Source organism: Nonomuraea purpurea (assembly GCF_042650645.1).
Taxonomy (GTDB): domain Bacteria; phylum Actinomycetota; class Actinomycetes; order Streptosporangiales; family Streptosporangiaceae; genus Nonomuraea; species Nonomuraea purpurea.
The window spans coordinates 25,936-44,878 of the sequence record NZ_JBHSBI010000001.1; the positions used below are offsets into that span (position 1 = coordinate 25,936).

General features: G+C 69.4%; 14 protein-coding genes. 7 read left to right on the forward strand and 7 right to left on the reverse strand.

Translation table 11 applies throughout. The features are described 5' to 3' along the window. Positions 1 to 482: 482 nt before the first annotated feature. Positions 483 to 1,124, forward strand: a complete 642-nt coding sequence (locus ACFOY2_RS00140; RefSeq protein WP_379525806.1) for a nucleotidyl transferase AbiEii/AbiGii toxin family protein — start codon at positions 483 to 485, stop codon at positions 1,122 to 1,124. 273 nt (positions 1,125 to 1,397) lie between these two features. On the opposite strand, the gene ACFOY2_RS00145 is transcribed toward ACFOY2_RS00140, so the two are convergent. Further along, positions 1,398 to 1,607 carry a hypothetical protein gene (locus ACFOY2_RS00145; protein ID WP_379525807.1) on the reverse strand — a complete coding sequence of 70 codons (210 nt, stop codon included), beginning with the start codon at positions 1,605 to 1,607 and terminating at the stop codon, positions 1,398 to 1,400. 308 nt (positions 1,608 to 1,915) lie between these two features. Further along, entirely contained in the window at positions 1,916 to 6,526 is a 4,611-nt protein-coding gene (locus tag ACFOY2_RS00150; RefSeq protein ID WP_449290123.1) for an ATP-dependent helicase, read from the reverse strand. A gap of 86 nt (positions 6,527 to 6,612) precedes the next feature. On the opposite strand from ACFOY2_RS00150, the gene ACFOY2_RS00155 reads away from it, so the two are divergent. Continuing rightward, positions 6,613 to 7,101, forward strand: coding sequence for a VOC family protein (locus ACFOY2_RS00155; protein WP_379525809.1), 489 nt, complete (start codon positions 6,613 to 6,615; stop codon positions 7,099 to 7,101). A 37-nt stretch (positions 7,102 to 7,138) separates the two neighbouring features. On the opposite strand, the gene ACFOY2_RS00160 is transcribed toward ACFOY2_RS00155, so the two are convergent. Next, positions 7,139 to 7,333, reverse strand: a complete 195-nt coding sequence (locus ACFOY2_RS00160; protein ID WP_379525810.1) for a hypothetical protein — start codon at positions 7,331 to 7,333, stop codon at positions 7,139 to 7,141. Positions 7,334 to 7,377: 44 nt separating this feature from the next. On the opposite strand from ACFOY2_RS00160, the gene ACFOY2_RS00165 reads away from it, so the two are divergent. Next, a complete protein-coding gene (locus tag ACFOY2_RS00165; protein ID WP_357810753.1) occupies positions 7,378 to 7,572 on the forward strand; it encodes a DUF3046 domain-containing protein in 195 nt (64 codons plus the stop codon). On the opposite strand, the gene ACFOY2_RS00170 is transcribed toward ACFOY2_RS00165, so the two are convergent. Both ACFOY2_RS00170 and ACFOY2_RS00175 read right to left on the reverse strand, forming a co-directional pair. Beyond that, positions 7,569 to 7,850, reverse strand: a complete 282-nt coding sequence (locus ACFOY2_RS00170) for a hypothetical protein (RefSeq protein WP_379525811.1) — start codon at positions 7,848 to 7,850, stop codon at positions 7,569 to 7,571. The genes ACFOY2_RS00165 and ACFOY2_RS00170 overlap by 4 nt on opposite strands. 103 nt (positions 7,851 to 7,953) lie before the next feature. Further along, positions 7,954 to 9,132 (reverse strand): aspartyl protease family protein, encoded by a 1,179-nt coding sequence (locus ACFOY2_RS00175; RefSeq protein WP_379525812.1) that lies wholly within the window; start codon positions 9,130 to 9,132, stop codon positions 7,954 to 7,956. A 92-nt stretch (positions 9,133 to 9,224) separates the two neighbouring features. On the opposite strand from ACFOY2_RS00175, the gene ACFOY2_RS00180 reads away from it, so the two are divergent. The 4 genes from ACFOY2_RS00180 (at position 9,225) to rny (ending at position 15,885) form a co-directional block, all read left to right on the forward strand. Further along, positions 9,225 to 9,893 (forward strand): TetR/AcrR family transcriptional regulator, encoded by a 669-nt coding sequence (locus ACFOY2_RS00180; RefSeq protein WP_379525813.1) that lies wholly within the window; start codon positions 9,225 to 9,227, stop codon positions 9,891 to 9,893. A 177-nt stretch (positions 9,894 to 10,070) separates the two neighbouring features. Further along, a complete protein-coding gene (gene recA / locus ACFOY2_RS00185) occupies positions 10,071 to 12,272 on the forward strand; it encodes an intein-containing recombinase RecA (RefSeq protein ID WP_379525814.1) in 2,202 nt (733 codons plus the stop codon). An 841-nt stretch (positions 12,273 to 13,113) separates the two neighbouring features. Continuing rightward, positions 13,114 to 13,653: a recombination regulator RecX gene (gene recX / locus ACFOY2_RS00190; RefSeq protein WP_379526431.1), complete on the forward strand. Its 540-nt coding sequence runs from the start codon at positions 13,114 to 13,116 to the stop codon at positions 13,651 to 13,653. A 639-nt stretch (positions 13,654 to 14,292) separates the two neighbouring features. Next, complete coding sequence (rny, locus tag ACFOY2_RS00195) at positions 14,293 to 15,885, forward strand: ribonuclease Y (protein WP_379525815.1); 1,593 nt, start codon at positions 14,293 to 14,295, stop codon at positions 15,883 to 15,885. A gap of 173 nt (positions 15,886 to 16,058) precedes the next feature. Here the strand turns inward: rny and ACFOY2_RS00200 are convergent, their stop codons facing one another. Continuing rightward, positions 16,059 to 17,984 (reverse strand): S9 family peptidase, encoded by a 1,926-nt coding sequence (locus ACFOY2_RS00200; protein WP_379525816.1) that lies wholly within the window; start codon positions 17,982 to 17,984, stop codon positions 16,059 to 16,061. A 50-nt stretch (positions 17,985 to 18,034) separates the two neighbouring features. Continuing rightward, positions 18,035 to 18,883 (reverse strand): glutamate ABC transporter substrate-binding protein, encoded by an 849-nt coding sequence (locus tag ACFOY2_RS00205; RefSeq protein WP_379525817.1) that lies wholly within the window; start codon positions 18,881 to 18,883, stop codon positions 18,035 to 18,037. Positions 18,884 to 18,943: the final 60 nt, after the last annotated feature.

Consider the following 18,943-nt stretch of genomic DNA (forward strand, 5'->3'; position numbering starts at 1 on the left):
CATAATGCCTGTTCATGGCTTCCTGTTGCAGAGCCGACGAGGGGAATCGAACCCTGACCTTCTGTTTACAAGTGATCTAGACGTCGGCCAGAGCTGTCCACTACCGTCGTCCAGGCATGGAAGGACCTGCACGACCAGGGCTGAATCAGTCACACTGGAGGCATGGACACTAGGGGATACGGAGCACTCCGGCCTTACGTCGTGCCAGCGACGTTGGAAGAGCTCACCGGGCCCATCAGAGGGGTCATCTCACTTCCCCACCACCTCGACTGGGGGCCAAAGCGCAGGTACGACCTGGAACAGATCGCTGACGTGCGGCTGATGTACATGCGCGTTATCCGGGAAAGCGCCACGCCTGACGACCTTCGACGATTTCTGAACGCCTCGCTCCTTCGGAGGCTCTGGCCCGATTTGGTCTTGCCGCCGCGGGTTCGTGCCCTGTGGCTGGACCGATTTCCCGAACTCCAGCGTCAAGCCGCCTAATGGACGAATTCCACTGTCGCCTAGCCCGAATCGCACTGGCAGCAGCCGCGGAGCACGGATTTGCTCTGGCAGGCGGTTATGCCGTGCAGGCCTATGGCGTGCTCCAACGACCCAGTGAAGACATCGACCTGTTCACCTCGAGCCTCCGCGACGACTTCGCTGAGGGCGTCGGCAAGATCTGCGCCGCCTACGCTGCCCAAGGCTTTACCGTCAAAGTCGATCTCGACAGCCCTCAGTTCGTACGACTCGGGGTGTCCGACCCTGCAATCAGTCGGACTAGCAAGGTCGAATTGGCCACGGACCTGCGGTCTCACCCACCGGTCACCATGGAGATCGGTCCGGTTGTCCACCTCGAAGACGTGGCAGGCGGCAAGGTGGAAGCCCTGTTCACCCGAGCAGAAGTTCGCGACTTCATCGACGTCGACGCATTTCTCACCAGCGGTCGGTTCACCCGCGACCAGCTGCTTGACCTCGCCGCCGCCCGAGGCCTGGGGTTCGACCGCGCCGTATTCTCACAGATGCTCTCCGCTCTGGAGCTCTATCCAGATAGCGAGTTCGTTGCCTATGGCCTGACAGAACCCGAGGTGCATGAGCTGCGCTCGCGGTTTAACGGGTGGCGCACAGATCTGGCTCAGGGCTAGCTTCTGGTCCAACCCGCGATCTCAAACAAGGGGACGTGTCAACCGGTGGCGTCCAAGACGTCCAAGCATCAGTCCCACGAGTTGAAGAGTGTCGCGCCAACGGTTTCCGGCTGCCAGTGCTTGATCTGCTCCCACTCTGCGGCGGACAGAGCAGCAGTGTCCGCCTCCGTCAGCGGTGATATGAGCAGCGACGCACTCAAGATGGTGAGGCTGAAGTCGCTGAGCGAGGCCGTCCAGGCAGGTGGGTCCTGGAACCCGTCGCGGTGTACCAGGTCAACGGTGTGGAGCGCGCCGTCGAGCGCGTAGACGGCCTTGTGTGACGGCGGCGTCGGTGGCGTAGGCGACGATGCCGCTCGCGCGTTCGCGAGTGCGTTCCCTGCGTGCGCGCTCCGCCTCCGGCAACGTCTCGCCCGACGGGGTGCCGGGGTCCACGAGCAGATGCTCGCGCCCCGTGGCCACTGTCAGCGTCCACAGCCGGTTCACCGGGTCGTCACCGGTCGAGGACCTGAGAAAGACCGCCCGGGCGCCGTCCGGGGAGATCGTGAAGTCCCTGGGGATGCCGAGCTTGAAACGGGCCGGCCGTGCGGGCGTGCTGGCGGGGAAGCGTGAGGGGAGCCATGGTGGATCATAGGCACGCCTGTCAAGGCAGCCGCAAGGCGTTGATCAAGGCCAGCGTCCCTTGCTGCTGGTACTTCTCGCCGACGTTCTGGGCCCGATCAGCCTCCGAGCGCTCTCTGAACCGATCGGCGAAGGGTGCTGCGTCTCGGCCGGCAAAACCAGCAGGGGCGTTCTCAGGCGCGGAGCCGGAGCCCTCTGGGGGTCGGGTGGAATCCGGCCGCCTCCAGGGCCGCCGCGAGTGGGGACTCGATGATGGAGGTGCCGTCGGCGCGCTCCACGGTCAGCTTGCCGAGCGCCCCGTCGCGGACGGCCAGGGCGAGGGCGTCGACGGCCGGCTGCAGGCGTTCGTCGTCGGCGAAGGACAGGAGGGTTTTGCCGCCGCGTTCGACGTACAGGATGAGGTGGCCGTCGACGAGCACGACGAGCGAGCCCGCCTTTCTGCCCGGCTTGTGGCCGACGTCGCCGGGGCGCTGCGGCCAGGGGAGCGCGGCGCCGTACGGGCTGGCCGGGTCGGCCGCCGCCAGCACCACGGCCCGTCGCCCGGTCGCCCCGGCCCTCGGTTGTCCGGCATGGGAATCCCCGCCGCTCGTCGGGGCGATGCTGGGGGCCATGGCGCGCATTCGGTCCACCGCGCCGGGCAGGGCAAACTGCGCGCCGCCGAGTCCTTCGACGAAGTAGCCGCGGCGGCACCGGCCGCTCTCCTCGTAGGCGCGTAGGACCTGATAAATGGGCGTAAATCCGCCGGGGAGCCGTTCCGACGTCACCGCCCCGCGCGTCACCACCCCGTGCCGTTCCAGCAGCACCTCGGCCTGCGCCTGCGCCCGCTGGGTCGCGTCGGCGGCGGGCGAGGGCAGCAGCCACCACCGCCCGGCCACGGTCGGCGGCCCGCTCCTGCTCGGCAGCACGGCCCTGCGCCGACGCGTCGTGGCCGGCCGATGCGCGGGACGCCCGGTGCCGAGCGTGGCCCGCAACGGCGCCAGCGTGTCGCCCGATACCCGCCCCGACCACACCAGGTCCCACAGCACGGACGACAGCAAGGTGTCGTCGAGCGTCTGGAGCTGGTCGGAGATCGCGCGGAAGAACAGCGCGCCGCCGCCGTCGAGGAGTTCGAGGACGCGTTCGTGGAGGGACGTCATCGTGATCTCGGCGGGTTCGGGCAGCAGCAGCGGCGCGGTGTCGGCGAAGGAGAGCGACACCCAGCCGTCGCCGCCCGGCAGCGACCCCTGGCCGACCCACATCACGTCGCCGGACGAGGTCAGCTCGTCGAGCAGCGCCGGATGGTAACCGGGCACCCGGGACGGCAGCACCAGCGTCTCCAGCGCCGAGGCGGGCACCGCGGCCCCCTGAAGCTGCTCGATGGAGCGCACCAGCGCATCCATGGCCCTCGCGTCCCCGGCCGGGCCTCGGGTACCGGACCCGAGCGCGTCCAGGGCTCGCGCGTCCCCAGCCGCGCCCCGCGCGGCGGACCCGGTGATGCCGTGCCAGGCCGGCAGGAACACCGCGAACGTCTCAGGCGCGACCGGCTCGACCTCCTTGCGCAGCCGGGCCAGCGACCTGCGCCGCAACATCCGCAGCACCCCGGCGTCGCACCACTCCTCGCCGCGCCCGCCGGGCCGGAACTCCCCGTTCACCACCCGCCCGGACGCGGCCAGCCGCCGCAGGGCGTCGCTCACCACGGCCACGCCGAGCCCGAACCGGGCCGCGGCCGTGGCCGCGTGGAACGGCCCGCGGGTGCGGGTGTGCCGCGCCACCAGGTCGGCCAGCGGGTCGGGCACCGGCTCAAGGAAGGCGTGGGGCATTCCGACGGGCGGCGGCACGCCGAGCGCGTCACGCATGCGCGCCGCGTCCTCGATGGCGACCCACTGCTCCTCGCCCGCGACGCGTACCCGGATGGCGCGGCGCGTACGTTCGAGCTCATCCAGCCAGGCGGGATCGCCGCCGCGCACGCTCACGTCGGGCGCCAGCAGCGGCCCGTGCGAGCGCAGCAGGTCGGCGAGGTCTTCAAGGTCGCGCAGCGGCCGGTCGAGCCTGGCCAGCTCGCGCTCGGCGTCGGAGATCACGTCGGGGTCGAGCAGCTCGCGCAGGTCGGCCTGGCCCAGCAGTTCGGCCAGCAGCGTGGTGTCCAGCGCCAGGGCCTGGGCCCGCCGCTCGGCCAGGGGCGCGTCGCCCTCGTACATGAACGCGCCCACGTAGTGGAAGAGCAGCGCCGCCGCGAACGGCGAGGCCTGCGAGGTCTCCACCTCCACCACCCGCACCCGGCGCGCGGCGATGTCACGCATGAGCTGGACGAGCCCCGGCACGTCGAAGACGTCCTGCAGGCACTCGCGCATCGTCTCCAGCACGATCGGGAACGAGGCGTACTGCGAGGCCACCCCCAGCAGGTTGGCGGCCCGCTGCCGCTGCTGCCACAGCGGGCTGCGGCGGCCGGGCGTGCGGCGCGGCAGCAGCAGCGCCCGGCCCGCGCACTCCCTGAAGCGGGAGGCGAACATGGCCGAGCCGCCCAGCTCCTCGGTGACGATCTGCTCGATCTCCTCGGCGTCGAAGGCCGCCACGTCGGTGGGCGGCTCCGCCAGCGTGTCGGGGATGCGCAGCACGATGCCGTCGTCGGAGTGAACAGCCTGCACGTCGACGCCGTAGCGCTCACGCAGCCGCCGGTTGATCGCCAGCGCCCATGGGGCGTGCACGCGCGCGCCGTAGGGGGAGTGGATCACGACGCGCCAGTCGCCGAGCTCGTCGTGGAAGCGTTCGACCAGGAGGGTACGGTCGTCGGGGACGTAGCCGGTGGCCTCGCGCTGCTCGTGGAGGTAGGCGAGGAGGTTGCCGGAGGCGTACTCGTCGAGCCCGGCCGCCCGCATCCGGTCGGTCGTGGCAGCTTTGGCGTGTTCGCGCAGGAACTGCCCGATGGCCCGGCCCAGCTCCGCCGGCCGCCCCGGCGCGTCGCCGTGCCAGAACGGCAGCTTGCCCGGCTGCCCCGGCGCAGGCGAGACGAGCACCCGGTCGGCGGTGATGTCCTCGATCCGCCACGAGGTGGCGCCGAGTACGAAGACGTCGCCCACCCGCGACTCGTAGACCATCTCCTCGTCCAGTTCGCCCACCCTGGAGGCCTTCTCGCCCACCAGGAACACGCCGAACAGGCCGCGGTCGGGGATCGTGCCGCCGTTGGTGACCGCCAGCCGCTGCGCCCCCGGACGGCCCTGGAGGGTGCCGGTGACGCGGTCCCACACGATGCGCGGACGCAGCTCGGCGAACTCCTCGCTCGGATAGCGCCCCGCCAGCATGTCGAGCGTCGCCTCCAGCGCGGTACGCGGCAGCGTGGCGTAGGGGGCGGCCCGCCTGACCACGGACTCCAGCTCGTCGACCGTCCACTCGTCCAGTGCGGTCATCGCCACGATCTGCTGGGCCAGCACGTCGAGCGGATTACGCGGATAGCGCAGTTCCTCGATCTGGCCGCTCTGCATCCGCTCGGCCACCACAGCCGTCTGCACCAGATCGCCCCGGTACTTCGGGAAGATCACGCCTTTGGAGACCGCGCCGACCTGGTGACCGGCCCTGCCGATGCGCTGCAGCCCGCTGGCCACGCTCGGCGGCGCCTCCACACACGCGACCAGGTCGACCGCGCCCATGTCGATGCCCAGCTCCAGGCTGGAGGTGGCGACCACGGCGGGCAGGCGGCCCGACTTGAGCGCCTCTTCGATCTGGGCCCGCTCCTCCTTGGAGACCGAGCCGTGGTGGGCCCGGACGATCTCGGTGACCGCGCCCTTGCTCGCCCCCGCCTGCGCCATCATGTCGGCGGGCATCCGCTGGGGGGTTTCCCAGAGGGAGAGGTCGACGGCGCCGTGCTCCCGCTCGAAGGCCAGCTCGTTGAGCCTTGTGCACAGCCGCTCGGCCAGCCGCCTGGAGTTGGCGAAGACGATCGTCGAGCTGTGGGCCCCGATCAGGTCGAACAGCCGCTCTTCGACGTGCGGCCAGATGGACCTGCTCGCGGGCTCCTCCTCACCGCCGGGCCGGGGCCCGCCCTCGGTTTCGGTCATGTCCTCGACAGGGACCACGACCTCGACCTCGATGCGTTTGTCAGAAGGCGGCTGCACCACGGCCGCCGGCCGCGTCCCGCCCAAGAACGCCGCCACCTCGCTCACCGGCCGTACGGTCGCCGACAGCCCGACCCGCTGCGCCGGCTTGTCGAGCAGCGCGTCGAGCCGCTCCAGGCTGAGCGCCAGATGGGCGCCGCGCTTGGTGGCCGCGACCGCGTGCACCTCGTCGACGATCACCGTCTCGACGCCGCGCAGCGCCTCGCGGGCCTGGCTGGTGAGCAGCAGGAACAGCGACTCCGGCGTGGTGATCAGGATGTCGGACGGGTTGGCCGCGAACCGCCTGCGGTCATGGGCCGGGGTGTCGCCCGAGCGGATCGCCACGGAGATCTCCGGCACCGGCAGCCCGAGCCGCCGCGCCGTCTGCTTGAGGCCGGCCAAGGGGGCGCGCAGGTTACGCTCGACGTCGACGGCCAGCGCCTTGAGCGGTGAGACGTACAGGACCCGCGTGCCCTTGCGCTTGGCGGGCGCCCCTTCAGGACCCGTGTGAGGCTCGCCGGACGCCGCGGCCAGCCGGTCGAGCGACCACAGGAACGCGGCGAGCGTCTTGCCGGAGCCGGTCGGCGCGACGACCAGGGTGTTGTCGCCGCGCGAGATCGACTCCCACGCCCCCTCCTGGGCGGACGTCGGAGCTTGGAACGCCCCGGCGAACCATTGCCTGGTCACCTGGCTGAAGTCGTCTAGCGAGCTCACCAGCTCATACTGCCTCCTGCCACCGACAGAAAGCGCATTGTCCTGGCGGCGTGCGGTTGAGCCGGGGCTCTCGCGGACATACAGCGACCGTGACCATCGATTATGCGGCCATCGAAGCCCGTCGTGCGGAGATCAGGCGAGAACACGTCTTACCGCACCGGCCATCGAGCAGCGCCCGCGGCCTGCACCACGTGGCTCTGCTCTCGTCGGACGTGGAGCGCACGATCACGTTCTACCAGGATCTCCTGGAGTTCCCGCTCACCGAGATCATCGAAAACCGCGACTACAAGGGTTCCAGCCACTTCTTCTTCGACATCGGCAACGGCAACCTGCTCGCGTTCTTCGACTTTCCCGGACTTGACCTGGGGCCGTACCAGGAGGTGCTGGGCGGGCTGCACCACATCGCGATCTCCGTCGACCCCGCCACCTGGGAGCGGCTGCGCGGGAAGCTGGAGATGGCCGGCGTGCCGCACCAGATAGAGAGCGGCGCCTCCATTTACTTCAAGGACCCCGACGGCGCCCGGCTGGAGCTGCTCGCCGACCATCTCGGTGAGATGTACGGCTCACGGGTGTTGTGACCCCGCGCCACCGAGGCGAGCCGGTGGCGCGGCGGGCTCAGCGGCGCGAAGCCCGGCGCGTGCGCGGCCTGCCCGCACGCGGATCCTGCCTGATGCCCGCGTGCCGCTCTGATCGTTGCCCCTTCTCCTTCTGCACGGCCTGCCGCAGCACGTGCAGCAAATGACGGCGCTTGGCCCTGTTGGCCTTGGTTCTGGCGGTCTTCGGGGGTGAAGACTTGGGGGTCTTTGGCATAGGGATGTCTTACCCACGCCCCAGGCGATTCCATACTTGATGGCATGCGCCTGACCGAGTTCTGGAGAAGGATGAAAGCCCATTTCGGTGAGACCTACGCCGAGTCGTGGGCCCGTGACTATGTGCTCGCCCCGCTGGGCGGGCGGACGGTCGTGCAGGCGCTGGCCGACGGCGAGAGCGCCAAGACCGTCTGGCGGGCGGTCTGCCAGGTCGAGGACGTCTCCTCCAAACTGCGCTAAGGCTGTTCGCCCTGGGCCTGGTCCAGCGTCTGAAGCAGCGCGGCGGTCGTGTGCTCCAGTTCGTCCGCGCTGCCCTGCCCGCCAGGCGACCACAGGAAGAGCCAGCCGCGATGCGACGGCGTGGCGAAGATGATCGTCTGGCGGCCCGTACGCGGATGCCACACCCACAACACCGGATCGTCGCCGCCGACCATCCGGCTGACCAGGCCCTGGCCCGGCAGCAGTTCGGCGAGCGCCTCGAGGCGGACGCGTCGTTCCCCGGTGTAGCCGCTCGCCAAGCCGCCTCCAACCCTCGCCCCTGCAGTGAGTCTCCCCAGCTCACCGCGCATGACAACACGTGGAGGCCAACCCTCGTGAACATCACTTGGCGGGGTCCGGAGGTTACGCAGAGGTGTCCATGAGGACGCGCATGCGTTCGAAATCGAAGGTGAGTGCGTACGGCTTGAAGAACTCGTGCGTCGGCAGGCCGCCGATGCGGAAGCCGAAACCGTTCTCGAACCAGGCGGGGAACGCGCCGGCCAGGCCGCGGACCTCGCGGCGGACCGCGGAGCCGAGCGTCACCCGCCCGACGGTCACCGGGTGAAAGCCCTCACCCGGGGGGACCGCGATGCCGGCCGCGGCGAACGTGGAAAGGGGAGCGGTGAAACCGATGTCGCCGCCGCCCGTGTCGACGAAGAACACCATCCGCTCCAGGTCGTTCACGGTGCCGTGGGACAACAGGAAGTGGTCTCCCGCGAACCACATGGGCGCGCTGTGCTCCGCCTGTATGGTCTCGCGCGTGTTCCTGCGCAGGACGAGCGCCCGGCCCGGGTGGTCGATCGTGGACAGGAAACGCGCCAGGACGCTCGTGCCGATGGCGCCCTGGGTGGTCCTGCCGTCGGGCGCGGTGAGGCGGATCGTGTCGGGGATGGTATGGACGGGGACCTGGTCGATGCGGAGGTCGCCCATGGTGAGGCGGTCCACCCGCCCCTGGTACGCCTTGTGCTCGCCGAAGATGGTCTTGCCGGTCGTGTGGCCGTACATGGGGATGCCGAGCCGGTCGGCGTAGTCCTGGTTGAGGGCGAACAGGGCGCCCGTGTCGAGGAAGAACAGCGCGGGCGGGCCGCCGTTCACCGACGCCTCGATCAACGGCAGCGGGTCTGAGGCCGCGAACGGGACCCTGACGACCGGGGGGCCGGAGATCCGGTACGGGCGGCGTCCCGCGAAGCTGCGCAGCTGTTCGGCCGTCGCCGACAGGGTGTCCCCCGGCACGGAGGGGAGGAGTTCGGCCAGCTCCGCGAACTCGCCGGCCCGCCACAGAGCGTCCGCCAGGTTGTTCAGCGAGCGGGAGTGTTCCGGGTCGAGGTGGAGCACCCGCTTGAGCAGGCGTTTGGCGGTCGGCAGCCGGTTGGCCAGCAGCGTGATGTAGGCGTGCTGGGCGAGCGCGGGCACGTTGCCGGGGTCCGTGGCGAGTACTTGCTTGTAGAGGACGTCCGCTTTGTCGAAGTCGCCCGCCTCGAACAGCTCGTCGGCCTTGTCCAGGTTCGGGTCGCCTGTCATGAGCGTCGTGTCGTCTCGCATGGTTAGCCTCTTTCGCATACTGATTGGTATTCGAATACCGATCAGTATTCATGTACTATGGAGTATGTCAAAGGCCGAGAAAGGGGCACGTGGTGGCGGCGGCAGAACGGCGCACCCGGCAGGAGCAGCGCGAACGCAACCGTCTCGGCCTGCTGGAGGCCGCCGAGAAGGTCTTCGCGGAACGGGGCGTTCAGGGCGCCTCCATCGACGAGATCGCCGCCGAGGCCGGGCTCACCAAAGGCGCCGTCTACTCCAACTTCGACGGCAAGGAAGACCTGCTGCTGGCCGTCATGCGGCACCGCCTCGGGCAGGAGGCGCAGTCCCAGGCCGATCGGCTGCTCCACTCCGGGCGTGACGCGGGCGAACTGGTGGCGGAGTTCGGGGCGTACTGGGCGGAAGGGGCGCGCGAGGGGCGTCATGACAGGTTCGCCCGGATGACCGTGGAGTTCATCCTGCACGCCATCCGCCATCCGGCCGTCCGTGAGGAACTGGCCGCCCTGGTGTTCCCGGGGGGTGGGGGCGGGCGTCATCCGCTCGCGCCCGAGGGCAGCGGGCTGGGGGAGTTGTCGTACGAGCAGGCCGACGCCATCCTCAAGGCGCTGGACATCGGGATGAACCTGCTGACGGTGCTGGCGCCTGAGCGCTGCCCGCCGGACCTGTTCCCCCTGGCCCTGCGCCTCCTGGCCACCTCCGATCCCGGCGCCGCCTCCGGGGGCGTTCCCGGCTCGGGCGGAGCTCACCCGGGCGGAGCTCAGAGGTAGCTTCTTGGGGCCGTTGCGTGGGGTGTCACCGCGTGTTCCTGCTGTGATCGAACAGTCGTTCGGCTACGATGGATCCCGCCGGACCAGCCACGTCTTCCCCGACTATCGAGAAAATGTCGGTGGCAGGCCGTAGCTTTCACTCGACTGATCGGACCACGACCCTCCAGGGGAGTTCCCATGGCAATCAACGACCGCGAGAAGGCCCTCGAGACCGCGCTCGCTCAGATCGAGCGGCAATTCGGCAAGGGCTCCGTCATGCGACTGGGCGATGACGCCCGAGCCCCCATCGAGGTGATCCCCACCGGGTCCATCTCTCTTGACGTGGCCCTCGGCATCGGCGGCCTGCCGCGCGGCCGCATCGTCGAGATCTACGGCCCTGAGTCGTCCGGTAAGACCACGATCGCGCTGCACGCGGTGGCCAACGCCCAGCGCGCCGGGGGCATCGCGGCGTTCATCGACGCCGAGCACGCCCTCGACCCCGAATACGCCAAGAAGCTCGGTGTCGACACCGACGCCCTGCTGGTCTCCCAGCCCGACACGGGTGAGCAGGCGCTCGAGATCGCCGACATGCTGATCAGGTCCGGCGCCGTCGACATCATCGTCATCGACTCGGTGGCCGCCCTGGTGCCCAAGGCCGAAATCGAGGGCGAGATGGGCGACAGCCACGTCGGCCTCCAGGCCCGCCTCATGTCGCAGGCCCTGCGCAAGGTCGCCGGCGCCCTCAGCAGCACCGGCACCACCGCCATCTTCATCAACCAGCTCCGCGAGAAGATCGGCGTCATGTTCGGCTGCATGTCGTACAACACGCGGGTCATGCTCGCCGACGGCACGCAGGAGAAGATCGGCAAGATCGTCAATCAGAAGATGGACGTGGAGGTGCTCTCCTACGACCCGGAAACCAACCGGGTGGTGCCCCGGCGCATCGCGAACTGGTTCGACAACGGCAACGCCGAACGGTTCCTGCAGTTCACAGTGGCCAAGTCGGGCGGCAACGGCAGGGCGCAGTTCGCCGCGACGGAGAACCATCAGATTCGCACTCCGGGAGGCTGGCGTGACGCCGGCGAGCTGATTGCCGGGGATCGTGTCATGACCACCGAGACTCACCGCCTGAGCGATCAACAGTGGCAGGTCATCCTGGGATCGCTCCTGGGAGACGGCAACCTGTCGCCGAATCGGCGCGGCCGCACGGGCGTCCGTTTCCGTATGGGCCACGGCCGTCAGCAGGAGGAGTACCTCTCGTGGAAGTGCTCGCTGCTCGGCAACATCTCCCACAGCCGCACCACGAACGCCAAGGGTGCCGTGTTCGCGGACTTCACGCCTCTCCCCGAGCTCGACGAGCTTCGTCAAGTGGTGTACTTCGGCGACGGTAAGAAGCACATCACGTGGGAGTACCTCAAGGCGCTGACGCCGCTGGCGCTGGCCGTGTGGTACATGGACGACGCAGCGTTCACGCTCCGGTCGAAAGGTCTGCAGCAGCGTACGGAGGGCGGCACCGGACGGGTCGAGATCTGCGTCGAGGCGATGAGCGAGGGCTCGCAGGAGCGTCTGCGCGACTATCTGAAGGACACGCACGACCTCAATGTGAAACTCCAGCATCGCGGAGCAAGGCACGTGGCGGTGCTCCAGTTCGACACAGAGTCGTCGGCCAAGTTCCAGAAGCTCATCGCGCCCTACGTCCACCCCTCGATGGCCTACAAGCTTCTTCCCCGGTTCCAGAGCCAGTTCGCGGTTGAGCCGGAGTTCGTCGATCCGCAGCCGCGGCTCGTACCGTCGCGCATCCTCGACATCCACGTCAAGCCCAAGACCCGCTCGATGAAGAAGTTCGACCTCGAGATCGAGGGAACGCACAACTACTTCGTCGACGGCGTCATGGTTCACAACAGCCCCGAGACCACCACTGGTGGTAAGGCGCTGAAGTTCTACGCCTCGGTCCGCATGGACATCCGCCGCATCGAGACGCTCAAGGACGGCACGGAGGCGGTCGGCAACCGCACCAGGATCAAGGTCGTCAAGAACAAGATGGCCCCGCCCTTCCGCGTGGCCGACTTCGACATCCTCTACGGGGTGGGCATCTCCCGCGAGGGCGGCCTCATCGACATGGGTGTGGAGCACGGGTTCGTCCGCAAGTCCGGCGCCTGGTACACCTACGAGGGCGACCAGCTCGGCCAGGGCAAGGAGAACGCCCGCAACTTCCTGAAGAACCACCCCGACATGGCCAACGAGATCGAGAAGAAGATCAAGGACAAGCTGGGCGTCGGCCCGCGTCTCGACGCTCCCGCCGAGGCCGCCGCCGCTCCCGCCGCTCCCGCCCCGGCTGCCCCTGCCGCTGCTTCCTCCGGCCGTGGCTCGAAGTCCACGCCGAAGCCGGGTGACGTCTGATCGTTGCCTGTCATGAGTGACATAACCCGGCCCTCAGCGCCCCGCCCGCCATCCTGGGGCGTCGGGCCCGACCACCCCTGGGCCGGCACCGTCGACCACCCCTCCACGACCGGCCGGCCGTCCCACCCAGGTCCACCGGGCCTCCTCGCGGCTGCCACTTCCCGGCTTCACCGCGCGAGGTCGGCCCGTGGGTAGCGCACGCGACAACACCTGGTCACGCGGCGATCGCGACATGGCGCGTTCGGCGGCGGACGGCTGGCCGTCGATCGACGAGTGGCGCGAACACCGCAACCGTCAACGCGCCTCTGCCGACGCACCCGCAGAGCAGGAGCAAACCGCCGCAACCTCAGCCGACCAGCCAAACTCGGGCACCGGACCATCAAACGACCTGGCCGAGCCGCTCGGGGGGCACGCGAACGAGCACCCGGACGACCGAACCCCGGGCGCGCCGGACCAGCCCGATGGTCGGCAAGGGGACAACAACCCGCAGGAGGGCGAGAGCCGGCGAGAGGGTGAGAGCCCGTGGGAGAGCAAGAGCCGACGGGAGGACAACCCGCGCGAGGGTGATAGCCCGCAGAGGGGCGAGAGCCCTTGGGAAGGTGAGAGCCCGCAGCAGGACGAGAGTTGGCGGGAGGGCAAGAGCCCGCAGGGGGATGAGGACGGCGGTCCTGGGTGGCACTCTGAGGTGTTGGCTGGGAGTAGCTGGTTTTCGAGCGAACAAGCCGACGACGACAAGGGGCGACCGTCGGGAGGGGCACGTCGTTCTGGCCGTTCCGATGGGCGACGCTCGGGGCGGCGCGCCGGCAGACGGTCGAGGAAGGGCGAGCAGGGGAGCGGATGGCTGCCCGACGGGCCCGATGCCGAGAGCCCTGCCGCTGCCGCACCTGCTGCCGATCCGGAGTCGGTGGCTCGGGCCATTTGCCTCCGTCTTCTTACCATGGCGCCCAAGACGCGGGCCCAACTCGCCGAGGCCCTTCGCAAACGTGACGTACCAGACGAGGCTGCCGAAGCCGTCCTTGGTCGGTTCTCGGAGCTCGGCCTGATCAACGACGAGGCGTTCGCGACGGCCTGGGTCGATTCCCGGCACCATGGCCGTGGCCTCGCCAAACGCGCCCTGGCGGCGGAACTGCGGCATCGGGGCGTGGACACCGAAACCGTGAACGAAGCCGTGGAGCGTCTGGACTCCGACCAGGAGGCGGAGACTGCCCGGCGGCTGGTGGACCGCAAGCTCGCCTCCACCCGATCCCTCGACCCGCAAACCCGCACCCGTCGGCTCGCGGGCATGCTCGCACGCAAGGGCTACTCCTCGGGCCTGGCCTTCCGCGTCATCCGTGAGGCGTTGGAGCAGGAGGGCATTGACCTGGAGGAAGACTTCCCCTAAGACCCGCCCGACGCCCGACGCCCGTTCGGGGCCGCGCGTCTACTACTGGCTCGCCGTCCCGTTTGGTCTTTTGGTCTCTGAAGCGTCTGCCGCCTTTGTCGGCGGGTCGTCCGTCGTCGTTCGCTTGCCTTCGTCCGCGGCGGCCACTCGTCGTCGGCTCGCCTTCGTCGTGTGTGCTGGCCCCGTTCGCTGGCCCCTGCCGCTTCGTGGGCCTCATGTCGTCCTTGTTCGCCGCAGTCCGGGCGTACGCTCGGCCGCCCCGGGGCGGTGGGGCAATTCAGGCGGCATGAGGGAAAGTCTGGTCGAATCTGGAGATGCAACCCCGTTAGACACGCTTGATGAGCCGTTTGCTTGCTCGTGACTTGTTCGACGCATAACCTCGACGGCAGTGAGGAGTTACTCCGCGCAGCGCGGATTGCCATACCGGTGAACGACGGACGAACGAGCTCGGTTGATCGAGGCAGACGAGGTGTCGGCTTTCTGGGTCGACGCCCGGTCAGTCTTGGCTTGATATCGATCCTGGTGGCGACCGGGCTGTCTGTGGCGCGCTTGTGACCCCTCCCGTTTTGAGGCCGCGTTATGAGGTGTTGACGACGCGAGGAGGGCGGGGCACGCATGGGGCCGCTTGTCGTTGTGCTGATGGTAGCGGTGCTCGTGCTCGCGTTCGGGATGATCGTCGCACTTCTCGTCGTCATTCGCCGCACCTCGGGCGGTCTGCCCCGCGTCGCCAAGCCGACCCCCGAGCAGGCGCAGGCCGTGCACGAGGAGCTTGAGCAGGCTCGTGAGGAGGCGCAGGAGATCCGCCACAAGGCGGAGACCGACGCCGAGGAGATCCTGCGCAGGTCGGAGGCCGCGGCCGAGAGCGCCGCGCAGATGCGGCGGGAGGTCGAGCAGGAGGGCCGGATACTGAAGTCCGAGCTCAAGGAGCTGCGCGCCGACCTCGAACGCAGGGAGGCCCGGCTGGCCGAGCGGGAGCGGCGGCTGGACGAGGAGGCCAGGCGGCAGTCCGAGCGTGACAGGAAGCTGGCCGAGACCGAGATCGAGCTGGCCGACCGGCGCGAGGAACTGCTGCAGGTCGAGGAGGAACGCCGGGTCATCCTGGAGCGGGTCGCCGGGCTGACGGGCGAGCAGGCCAAGGCCGAGCTGGTCAAGGAGATCGAGTACCAGGCCAAGCGCGAGGCCGCGCTGATCGTCAGGGAGATCGAGGGGGACGCCCGCAAGGAGGGCGAGAAGCGGGCCACCAAGATCGTGACGCTGGCCGTTCAGCGGGTGGCGGCCGAGCAGACGGCGGAGTCGGTCGTCAGCGTGTTGCACCTGCCCGGCGACGAGATGAAGGGCCGCATCATCGGGCGTGAGGGGCGCAACATCCGGGCGTTCGAGTCCACGACCGGCGTCAACCTGATCATCGACGACACCCCCGAGGCGGTTCTGCTGTCGTGCTTCGACCCGGTGCGGCGGGAGACGGCCCGGCTCACGCTGGAGAAGCTCGTCCTGGACGGCCGCATCCATCCGCAGCGCATCGAGGAGGCGCACGACCGCAGCCGCCAGGAGGTGCAGGACCTGTGCGCGCGGGCGGGGGAGGACGCCCTGGTCGAGCTGGGGATCACCGACATGCACCCCGAGTTGACGCTGCTGCTCGGCCAGCTCCGCTACCGCACCTCCTACGGGCAGAACGTGCTCAAGCACCTGATCGAGTCCGCGCACATCGCCGGGATCATGGCCGCTGAGCTGAGGATGAACCAGCCGCTGATGAAGCGCTGCGCCCTGCTCCACGACATCGGCAAGGCGCTCACGCACGAGGTCGAAGGCAGTCACGCGCTGATCGGGGCCGAGATCGCCCGCCGCTACGGCGAGGAGGAGGACGTGGTGCACGCCATCGAGGCGCACCACAACGAGGTCGAGGTGCGGACGGTCGAAGCCGTCCTCACGCAGGCCGCCGATGCGATCAGCGGCAGCCGTCCGGGGGCGCGCAGAGAGTCGCTGGAGGCCTACGTCAAGCGGTTGGAGCGGCTGGAGGAGATCGCGCAGTCGTACGAGGGCGTGGAGAAGGTGTTCGCCATGCAGGCCGGACGCGAGATCCGGGTCATGGTCAAACCCGACGCCATCGACGACATCCAGGCCCAGGTGATCGCCCGCGACGTGGCCAAGCAGGTGGAGGAGGAGCTCACCTACCCAGGGCAGATCCGCATCACGGTGGTGCGGGAGTCGAGGGCCACCGAGTTCGCCCGCTGAACCTGACCTCGGCAACCACTTCAAGGCTGCTGGGAGCCCGGCGTTGGTGGTCCAACCTGAAGGGCTGCTGGGATCCCGGCGTCGGTGGTCGAGCCTGAACGGCTGCGGGAGGCCGCGGCGTGGTCAGCCGAAAGCTGCCGGTAGCCCCGTGTCGGTGGCCGGGCAAGGAGTTGCTAGTAGAAGAGCTGCTGGTAGAAGGCGAGTTCGGCGGCCAGCGCCGTGGTGCGTGTCTCGGTGCGGCGGAAGCCGTGCGACTCGCCCTCGAAGGACAGGTACGTGCACGGCACGCCGCGTTCCAGCAGCGCGTCGGCGAAGGCGGACGACTGCTCGGGCGGCACCACGGGATCGTCGAGCCCCTGGAGGAGCAGCATGGGGCAGGAGACGCCGTCCACCAGGCCGAGCGGTTCGCGACTTGCGTACACCTGCGGATCCTCCGGCCCCACCAGCCACTCCACGTAACGCGACTCGAAGTCGTGGGTGTGGGCGATGAGCGGCGCGAGGGCGCTGACGCCGAAGTAGGACACGCCGCCGGCGAACACCCCTGAACGGCAGCAGGCGGCCATGACGGTCCAGCCGCCCGCGCTGCCGCCGCGGATGGCGATCTTGGCGGGGTCGGCCAGGCCCTCGGCGGCCAGCCATTCGGCGGCGGCGACCGTGTCGGCCACGTCCACCAGGCCCCATTGGCCCTTCAGCCGTTCCCTGTAGGCCCTGCCGTAGCCGGTGGAGCCGCCGTAGTTGACGTCGAGCACGCCGATGCCGCGCGAGGTCAGGAACGCCTTCCCCAGGTCGAGCGCGCTGACGGCGTGCGAGGTCGGGCCGCCGTGCACGAAGATCACGTAGGGCGGTTCGGCGCCCTCGACGGCGGGGGCGTGGGGCGGGTAGAGGTAGGCGTGGACGTCGCGGCCCGGCACCCGGACCGCCCGCGGGGCGGGCAGGTAGGAGGGGTCGGGGAGCCGGTCGATGTCCCGCGCGAGCGCCGCCGCCCGTACGGGACGTAGCTGGTCGGTGTCCTGCGCGAGCGCCGCCGCCCGTGCGGGACGTAGCTGGTCGACGTCCCGCACGAGAGCCGCGGACCCGCCCGGACGGGCCGGCACGTCCACGGTGACGACCGATCGGGGGACCGTGGCGGCGTACCCGATGCCGGCCACCGTCATGCCTTCGGCCGTCAGCGCCCCCTCCCACCCCGCGTAGGGCACCTCCAGGTCGGTGAGTGTCCCCGAGGCCGGATCGAGCACGCCCAGCCGCAGGTCGCCGCGCCCGTGCAGGACCGCGAGGCGTCCGTCGCCGAGCGGCGCGTACGGCCGCCCGCCGAGCCACCACGGCGGCGCTGCGAACTCCTCCTCGGCCGGGTGCACCGCCCGCGCCCCGTCTCCGCGCAGGCCGATCTCGTGCAGGTTCCACCAGCCGGAACGGTCGGAGACCAGGTAGAGGCGGGCGTCGTCCTTCCACTCCGGGGCCAGCACGGACTCGGAGGTGCCGCCCGCGACCTTCCACGAGACGCCGCCCGCCAGCGGGGTGATGCGGAGTTCGGTGCCGTCCCATGGCATGCGCGGGTGGTTCCAGCAGACGTAGGCGAGATGCCGCCCGTCGGGGGAGATGGTGGGGGAGGCGTAGAAGTCGCAGCCTGTGGCCCATTCGCGGATCTCGCCGCCGTCCAGCGGGATCGACACGATGGCCCTGGTGACCTTGCCGTCCTCGGCGTGGTGCTCGCGCACGCACCACACCTGGCCGTCGTGGATCATCAGGTCCGCGTACCGGCATCCCTCGGGGGTGAGGGGTTTCGGCTCGCCGTTATCGGGGTCGTCGTCAAGGACGTAGAGGCGCTGATCTTTGAGATTGGCGAAGATTATGCCGCCGTCACCGGTTACGGCGTACGGCCTGCCGCCGTACTCGTGGACCCGGGTGCGCGCGCTCCACGGAGCCCGCAGCAGCTCACGAAGGCTTCCGTCGGCGGCGCGGCACACGATGGTGGTGCGCCCGCCCTCATCGGGACGCTCCTCGGTCCACCACACCCGGCCGCCTCGGGTTGTGGGCCAGCCGGGACGCACACCGGACCCGGCCACGTCTCGTGTCGAAATGGGGGAGGGCCAGAAAGGCATACCCGCATCCTGCCGGAATATCGGCGAGCGCGTGGGGCGGTCCCCCGAGTTCAGGGGCATCCCTCGGGCGGCGGCAGCGACGAGGGCAGCTTCAGCCCCGCGTGGCCGAACCATTTGTGGAGCAACGCGGTGGTCGTACCGTCTCTCCACATCTGGACGACCGCCTCGTTCACGGCCTCGCAGGTCTTGGTGTCGCCCTTCTTCAGCCCGATCCCCCACTTCTCGTTGCTGATCGGCTGGTTCAGCAGCCGGAACTTGCCCGGCTCCGCCTCGGCGTACCCGGCCAGCGTGAGATTCTCGGTGCTTATGGCGTCGAGTTGGTGCTCTTCGAGCTTGCGCACGCAGTCGGAGTAGTTGGCCGCGGGCACCAGCTTCGCCGGCAGGTTCAGCAGGCCGTCGGGCGGCGGGTCGACGATGCGCTTGTAGGAGTTGGAGCCCTCCGCCAGGCACAGCCGCTTGCCGCGCACGTCGTAGACCGTCTTGATGCCGGTGTCGTTCGCGCGGACCATCGTGTCCTGCGGGACGATCACGTACGGGCCGCCGAACGTCACCTTGAACTTGCGCGCTTCTGTGATGCTGTAGGAGGCGAAGATCATGTCCACGGTGCCGTTCTGCAGCAGCGCCTCGCGGGTGGACGACGGCGACTCCCGCCAGGTGATCTGTACGGGGACGCCGCCGGAGAGCTTGTTGACGACGTACCGGGCGACGTCCACGTCGAATCCCTGAGGATCGCCCGGCCCGGTCTTCAGCCCCAGGCCAGGCTGGTCCCACTTGGTGCCGACGGAGACTTTGCGGGCACCTTTGATCTTGTCGACGACGGTGGTGTACGACCCTCCGCCACCGCACGCCGCCAGGCTCACCGCCACCGCGGCGGCAGCAACGAGCGTCGCCCCACGCATGGTCAGCATCTTTCCGCCACGACCATGGGTAATCCGCGCGGGCCGTTCTGTGGACCGCCC

Coding starts and splice junctions, on each gene's coding strand:
- ACFOY2_RS00200 (WP_379525816.1), bottom strand. CDS start 17,984: ATGCCTTTCTGGCCCTCCCCCATTTCGACACGAGACGTGGCCGGGTCC.
- ACFOY2_RS00205 (WP_379525817.1), bottom strand. CDS start 18,883: ATGCGTGGGGCGACGCTCGTTGCTGCCGCCGCGGTGGCGGTGAGCCTG.
- rny (WP_379525815.1), top strand. CDS start 14,293: ATGGTAGCGGTGCTCGTGCTCGCGTTCGGGATGATCGTCGCACTTCTC.
- ACFOY2_RS00140 (WP_379525806.1), top strand. CDS start 483: ATGGACGAATTCCACTGTCGCCTAGCCCGAATCGCACTGGCAGCAGCC.
- recA (WP_379525814.1), top strand. CDS start 10,071: ATGGCAATCAACGACCGCGAGAAGGCCCTCGAGACCGCGCTCGCTCAG.
- ACFOY2_RS00175 (WP_379525812.1), bottom strand. CDS start 9,132: ATGCGAGACGACACGACGCTCATGACAGGCGACCCGAACCTGGACAAG.
- ACFOY2_RS00165 (WP_357810753.1), top strand. CDS start 7,378: ATGCGCCTGACCGAGTTCTGGAGAAGGATGAAAGCCCATTTCGGTGAG.
- ACFOY2_RS00160 (WP_379525810.1), bottom strand. CDS start 7,333: ATGCCAAAGACCCCCAAGTCTTCACCCCCGAAGACCGCCAGAACCAAG.